Consider the following 5,672-nt stretch of genomic DNA (forward strand, 5'->3'; position numbering starts at 1 on the left):
AATGGATTTTAGGTTCGATCCCCCCTGCCCCCCTTGATAAGGGGGGTGCCGATAGGCGGGGGGATCCCCCTTAATAAGGGGGGCATCTGATAATTTTTAACGCCTACCCACTTATTAATTAATTTTATGGTTATTTTTTAGGGATTGTGGGGAAGCGATCGCTTTTTATCAAAATAGAATAGAAAGAGCGATCGCAGTTTTTCTGAGGTGAGAGAGAAAAATTTTTTAAGAGCGAACTATCGTTAATTTGATTGTATGTATTATAATTGAGTCGTTAAATTTAACCAAAATACTATACTGTCCTCATCGAGGTTATTGTTTATGAAATCAGAGTATGATCTCGCTAATATGAAAAGTCGTCCTAATCCTTTTGCTCAACAACTCAAGCGGCAGGTCACTTTACCTTTAAGGATTGATGTCATTGATTTCTTTGAAAAAAAAGCAAAAGAAAAAGGAATTTCTTATCAGGAACTAATTGATTTATATCTTCAGGATTGTGTGACAAACGACCGAGAAATTTCTTTTTAGCGATCGCTTTTTATCAAAATAGAATAGAAAGAGCGATCGCATTGTGAGCATCAGTTAATAAAACAATAAAGTTCGGGGTCAGGTATTCAGGTTTGCTAATTGTTCCTGAATATTAGCTTGAGTAGAGAGTTTTTCAGATTTTTCCCATAGAGCGTTAAAGATACTTTTATCTGTCTCGACAACTCTTGTTTGATAGGAAATATAACCTGATTCTGTTTGACCATTCATAGTTCTTCTCGCTGTAAAAGAATTTCTGGGAACAGATAAGTTTTCACTAATCAATAGGTTAGTATCATCCCAACGATAGCCTTCAATATCTTTGGCTTTTTCCTGACAAATCCAAGCAACTTCTATGCGAGAGTTAAGTTGTTCCTGAATCACCTGTAAATGCTTTGGAGTCGGAACTTCAGGAAGAATAAAAACTCGTTGAATAGAAATCCCTCTTTTGATTAGTTCTTGGTTAACTTCCCAGAATTTTTGACCAAGGGGATTATCCCACCAGATGCAATCTGTCATGGAGTGAATAGCCAAGATTCGAGATTGACTTTTAGGATCAATGTGTTTGAGTAGTTGAGCAACCTTTTCTAAACGGGATTCGCCGCTAATTTCAATGTTAATTTCAGGCATAATTGTGTTAGTCAAAATTGTGCCATCAAGGAGGGTTAGATTATTTTCATCTAATTTAACATCGGTCAAGTTAGCTCCCGTTAAATTAGCTTTGCTCAAATTGGCATGACTTAAATCGGCTCCTGTTAAATCAGCATTAGTTAAATTAACCCCCGAAAGATTAGCCTTACTGAAGTTACATCCCATCAATTTTGCATCGGAAAGATTGGCCTCACCATCCATTAAATTGACTTGGCTGAAATTCAGTCCATGAAAATCTCGTCGGCCAATTTTGTACAAATATGTCAATTCTTTTGTGCTATGAATATCGGGGTGATATTCATCGGGTGCATAAACGGCAATCATCGCTTTGACGTAGGCGAAAAAATAAGCCTTGAGAATATTTTCATGGGTGTGGATGGTAATAACTTCTTTACCATCATACTCGACCGCCACCTTGACAGTTACGTCTCCTTGTTGACCTTTTTTTAAGTTGGCCAAATAGACAGATTTAAGGTCATGTTTAATTTCAACTAAATGAGCTATAGCCTCATTAAAAGCAGTAAAAAGTGCATCTACTGAACCTTTTTTAAAGGCTGATTCAGTGTAACGCTCTTGGGTTTTTGTATTACATAGGATAACTGTCGCAGCAGTTAAATTGTTATTAGCACAAAGAATTTCAAAGTTCTCAATTTTCCAGCCTTGAAAAAGCAAAAGATTATCTTCAAAGAATAAGTTGTGTTGAGGCTCGTTTTCTAAAAGCTGATTGAGTTTTACTTTTTCATTTTCCATTGCCGCTTTACCGAGATTTTTGAGAGTTCTTTCGATAGATGCTGGCGAGGTATCTTCCCCTAAAAACTGTAAGAATAGGGAAGGAGAACCCACAAAAGGATACCCACTGGCAATGAATTCTCGATCTCTGATGGTGATAATACTTTCTAGGCTATACTTTCTGGCAATCTCAACTTGAATTGCCGTTTTTAAGTTAACGTTAGGATATTTTTCTAGGTCAATGTCTTTCAAGTTAACTTGACCGACGTTAATCTTACTCAGAAGTTCAATGATCAAACGATTGGCATATTCTTGAGATTTCAGATTTTTGATATTATGCCAAATTTTGATTAATCCCATTTCCCCAATGTAAGGATTAATTTTTCCCTCTAAAACAAGTCCCATAACCCTAGTAGCTTCCCTGTTAAGAGTCGTCTGATTTCGTAATAAAAACTCTTCAATCAGATCAGCATCAATTAAGACTTTTGGAGCTTGATAAGTATTTTCTTGGGATTGAAATATTGCTAGATTTTTGAGAAAAAAGTCAATATCTACATCAGAGTGAGCAGCAATTTTGTCCGAAATTTTATGCAAACTAAGCTTAATTTCGTATTTAAAAAAATCGTCAGAACCTACATCATTGCCCAAATCTAAAAGCGTTTTTATTACTTGAAGCTCAGAGATTTGAGTTGCTTGAGATTCAGGATAGTATTGTCCTATTTTTCTGATAATCCCCGCCCGGCGATCTCTATCCTTTTCATTTTTTAGTTGAGCTAACAATACCAATACATCACTTGTGTCAAGATGGGGACTGGCCAATTTTGTTACGTCCAATAAGTTTTCAGTTTTCATTTGAAATTAATCTCCTCAAAAATGGGCTAGTTTTCAGTGTTCTGATTCTGTACTAATTTTGTCTGAGGCAGATCGTTCTAATTCCGAATTCTCTACGTATCTGCTTGTCAAAATATCGTTAATGACGCAATAACCTTTCTTGAAAAGAATCCTTCTTAGGGAAGTAATTCCCACCCGCTCATCTAACTCAAGGTAATCCTTAAGATGGGATCCTAGATTTTTGTTGAAATCCGCGTTTAGATTTTTTTGGCTATGATTGAACATTTTAGCCAGGTCATCGGCGGAATAAAGTCCTGTAGCCGCCCGATAAAATATCTCCTTATATTTATCAGATAGGGGTTCGATTTCTTGCAATAAAGCTTGTAGCTTGGGTATATCCAAACCACAGTTTCTTGCCTGCTTTTGGGCATCACACAGTGACAGTGATGGATTTTGGGGATCAGACGAGGATCGAGATCGAGGTCTAGAGTTTGCCATAAAAGATATCCTTGCATAAAACATCTGGTCGGATGACTTTTCAATCTTAAGGGAACTAACATAGGTCGCCTGTAGTCGCCGATACTTTTTAAAATACGGCATTGTTAAAATGGTCGATTGCAATAATAACCGGAGAGTTATATTGCTTCTGAGATAGTCCCATAAAACCAAAAGAGAAATCAACCAATAATTATTGCCCAAATCCTCCCTTATATCGCCAATTCTCGACAGGGAATTCTATCCTCCAGAATCATCGTAGCCATTTCATAGGTAAAAATCTCTAAGTGTCCCCATTCAGGAGCTTTAAAACAAAAATCTTGGCCCACCTCAACGACTCGCTCTAGCCATTGTCCCATAAAGTCAATTTTGAGAATAGCTGTTTTTTCTGTGCGGTTTACATATACACAGTTGATAATTGCTTGATTAACAGTTGCATTCGACATACCATTCCCCTCCATTTCTGCAATACGGGATGAACGTTATGTATGTACGATAATTCAAAATTCTGGAATTGAAAACCAATAATTATTGCAAAGTTAAACCAACAATTATTGCATCTTTGAGCCAACAGATATTGCAAAGTTAAACTAACAATTATTGAATCTTTAAACTAATAATTATTGCAAAGTTAAACCAATAATTATTACAAATTTAAAGCCTAAAAAAGTATCAAAGTTACAACTTTTATTGGATGACATAGAATAACGTTGCTTGATATAAAAGAGGTGTATAATTTCACAAATGTTATGAAAACTAACGACAAATTTAATCTCAAAAAGAATCTGGGGTTACTCTTGATTCTAGCCGGACTCTCTGTACCGCTATATGCAGGACGGCTGCCAGAAGCAATTAATCCGATAACGATTGCCCATCTGTACGTTAATGTAGGGTTAAAGTTAATGCACAGCGAAAAAAAAGGAGACTAAATGATGGTTAACATAGACAAGGGGCTTAAGTCCCTTGTTATCAATAGGTGACAGTTTAAATCTCAAATAGAATTGCTATATGTATGGTGGGCAATGCCCACCATCTGTTATTATTAGGGGTAGATAGGGTCTTCCTAAAAACTAATCAAGGATTCAAAATACGTTCGCGGTGGTAGGGTTGCTTAAAAATGTTAGAATCCATGCAAAAAACACAATCTCCTTTAGCTTTGGCCCCTGCGTTGGCAGCTGCTATTAAACGAGGCGAAGAAGCGAAGAAGCGGTTCCTATCTAAGCAAGGCGGAACCTTAACCAGCACCGAGGTTTGTAGTGTTTTAGCCTGTAGTTCTTTGGAATTAGAAACTATGAGGCTCAATCATCGGGTCTTAGGTTTATGTGTCAACGAGGAATTAGTTTATCCTGCTTGGCAATTTATTGATGGCAAAGTTTTGTCAGGTTTAGACCAAGTGTTAGCCGTTTTAAAAGAAGATGGTGCTTGGACACAAATGCTCTTTCTGCTTACGGGTGATATTCGTTTAGAGGGAGCAACCCCGCTAGAAAAACTCCAAAAGGGAGAAATCGAGCCAGTGGTTTGGGCCGCTAAGTGCTACGGGAGTCATAGCGCGGCGTAATGGGTTTGCCTCCTTTTCCCCTCCCACCAGACGATTTTAGTCAGCGTCAATTGCCCGTCATTGAAACCCCAGGCCCCTGGCTAAGATTAAATAAAACCGGACACCTTTCTAGTCTTCATTTTGACCGCAGTGGTAGCGGTCGTTTCGATGGGCCAAATCAGGGCTATGGGCTTCTCTATGTGGGTGATGAGTACAGTACCTTTATTGAATGTTTTGGACGAACATTTGACGGAGCCGTAACCGTTACAGCCCTAAGAAATAGAAATCTTTTTAGAATTAGAAGCGATCGCACTTTAGTGTTGGCCGACTTAACGGGGCCGGCCCTTGTTCGCATAGGAATAGATGCCCGCATTTCTTCTGGTGATTATGAATATTGTCGGACTTGGGGGCAGGCAATTTGGGAACATCCCCAAGGAGTAGATGGGATTAGATACCGTTCTCGTCATGATGATAGTGTCTATTCCGTTGGGCTTTTTGATCGGGTTAGAAACCATTTGCAAGAAGACAACTTAGGTAATTTATACGATGATAATTCATCCTGTTTAGGTGAAATTTTGGAGCATTATGATTATGCTCTTATTCAAGAATAAGTATCTTTTTGCAATAGGTGCATCTCATTTTTGTCAATCTACCAATTGGGATTTTTACGGGGAAACTCTCTTTTAAAATCGGGCATTACTTCCGATTTTATCACTCAATCCAAGCCTTTGGGGGGTTCTACCCCCCAAACCCCCCGTTGGGGGCGTGGCGCCGCCCCCAAACCCCCCGCGCATTAGCTTTTCGGTGGGATGCTTACAGGCAGCTGCTGATACATTTGTCATCATTTAAGAGTCACTAATAATTGCTGATTGTCGGTATTTCTGCTAATGTCAGATGCACCCAC

Annotated in this window: 7 protein-coding genes; 4 read left to right on the forward strand and 3 right to left on the reverse strand. The window is 38.4% G+C overall.

The features are described from left to right. Positions 1-321: 321 nt before the first annotated feature. Positions 322-528: a UPF0223 family protein gene (locus tag PX481_RS27505; protein WP_002740011.1), complete on the forward strand. Its 207-nt coding sequence runs from the start codon at positions 322-324 to the stop codon at positions 526-528. 78 nt (positions 529-606) lie between these two features. Here the strand turns inward: PX481_RS27505 and PX481_RS27510 are convergent, their stop codons facing one another. The 3 genes from PX481_RS27510 to PX481_RS27520 all read right to left on the reverse strand — a co-directional run bounded on the left by PX481_RS27510 (position 607) and on the right by PX481_RS27520 (position 3,677). After that, a complete protein-coding gene (locus PX481_RS27510; RefSeq protein ID WP_288023483.1) occupies positions 607-2,757 on the reverse strand; it encodes a pentapeptide repeat-containing protein in 2,151 nt (716 codons plus the stop codon). Between the two features lie 33 nt (positions 2,758-2,790). Beyond that, positions 2,791-3,234: a hypothetical protein gene (locus tag PX481_RS27515; RefSeq protein ID WP_288097121.1), complete on the reverse strand. Its 444-nt coding sequence runs from the start codon at positions 3,232-3,234 to the stop codon at positions 2,791-2,793. Positions 3,235-3,443: 209 nt separating this feature from the next. Then, a complete protein-coding gene (locus tag PX481_RS27520) occupies positions 3,444-3,677 on the reverse strand; it encodes a DUF1830 domain-containing protein (protein ID WP_159294138.1) in 234 nt (77 codons plus the stop codon). A gap of 303 nt (positions 3,678-3,980) precedes the next feature. Here PX481_RS27520 and PX481_RS27525 point away from each other — a divergent pair, with 303 nt between their 5' ends. From PX481_RS27525 to PX481_RS27535, 3 genes are all read left to right on the forward strand, one after another. Next, on the forward strand, positions 3,981-4,160 hold the full coding sequence (locus tag PX481_RS27525; protein ID WP_045362503.1) for a hypothetical protein: 180 nt from the start codon (positions 3,981-3,983) through the stop codon (positions 4,158-4,160). Positions 4,161-4,348: 188 nt separating this feature from the next. Then, a complete protein-coding gene (locus PX481_RS27530; RefSeq protein WP_288097125.1) occupies positions 4,349-4,789 on the forward strand; it encodes a hypothetical protein in 441 nt (146 codons plus the stop codon). Continuing rightward, positions 4,789-5,379, forward strand: a complete 591-nt coding sequence (locus PX481_RS27535) for an RES family NAD+ phosphorylase (RefSeq protein WP_012266366.1) — start codon at positions 4,789-4,791, stop codon at positions 5,377-5,379. Before PX481_RS27530 ends, PX481_RS27535 begins: the two co-directional genes overlap by 1 nt. Positions 5,380-5,672: the final 293 nt, after the last annotated feature.

Source organism: Microcystis sp. M53603_WE2 (assembly GCF_030065435.1).

What these genes read in the sequence shown, in the direction of transcription:
- PX481_RS27505 (WP_002740011.1), top strand. Translation starts at nt 322, where the DNA reads ATGAAATCAGAGTATGATCTCGCTAATATGAAAAGTCGTCCTAATCCT.
- PX481_RS27510 (WP_288023483.1), bottom strand. Translation starts at nt 2,757, where the DNA reads ATGAAAACTGAAAACTTATTGGACGTAACAAAATTGGCCAGTCCCCAT.
- PX481_RS27515 (WP_288097121.1), bottom strand. Translation starts at nt 3,234, where the DNA reads ATGGCAAACTCTAGACCTCGATCTCGATCCTCGTCTGATCCCCAAAAT.
- PX481_RS27520 (WP_159294138.1), bottom strand. Translation starts at nt 3,677, where the DNA reads ATGTCGAATGCAACTGTTAATCAAGCAATTATCAACTGTGTATATGTA.
- PX481_RS27525 (WP_045362503.1), top strand. Translation starts at nt 3,981, where the DNA reads ATGAAAACTAACGACAAATTTAATCTCAAAAAGAATCTGGGGTTACTC.
- PX481_RS27530 (WP_288097125.1), top strand. Translation starts at nt 4,349, where the DNA reads ATGTTAGAATCCATGCAAAAAACACAATCTCCTTTAGCTTTGGCCCCT.
- PX481_RS27535 (WP_012266366.1), top strand. Translation starts at nt 4,789, where the DNA reads ATGGGTTTGCCTCCTTTTCCCCTCCCACCAGACGATTTTAGTCAGCGT.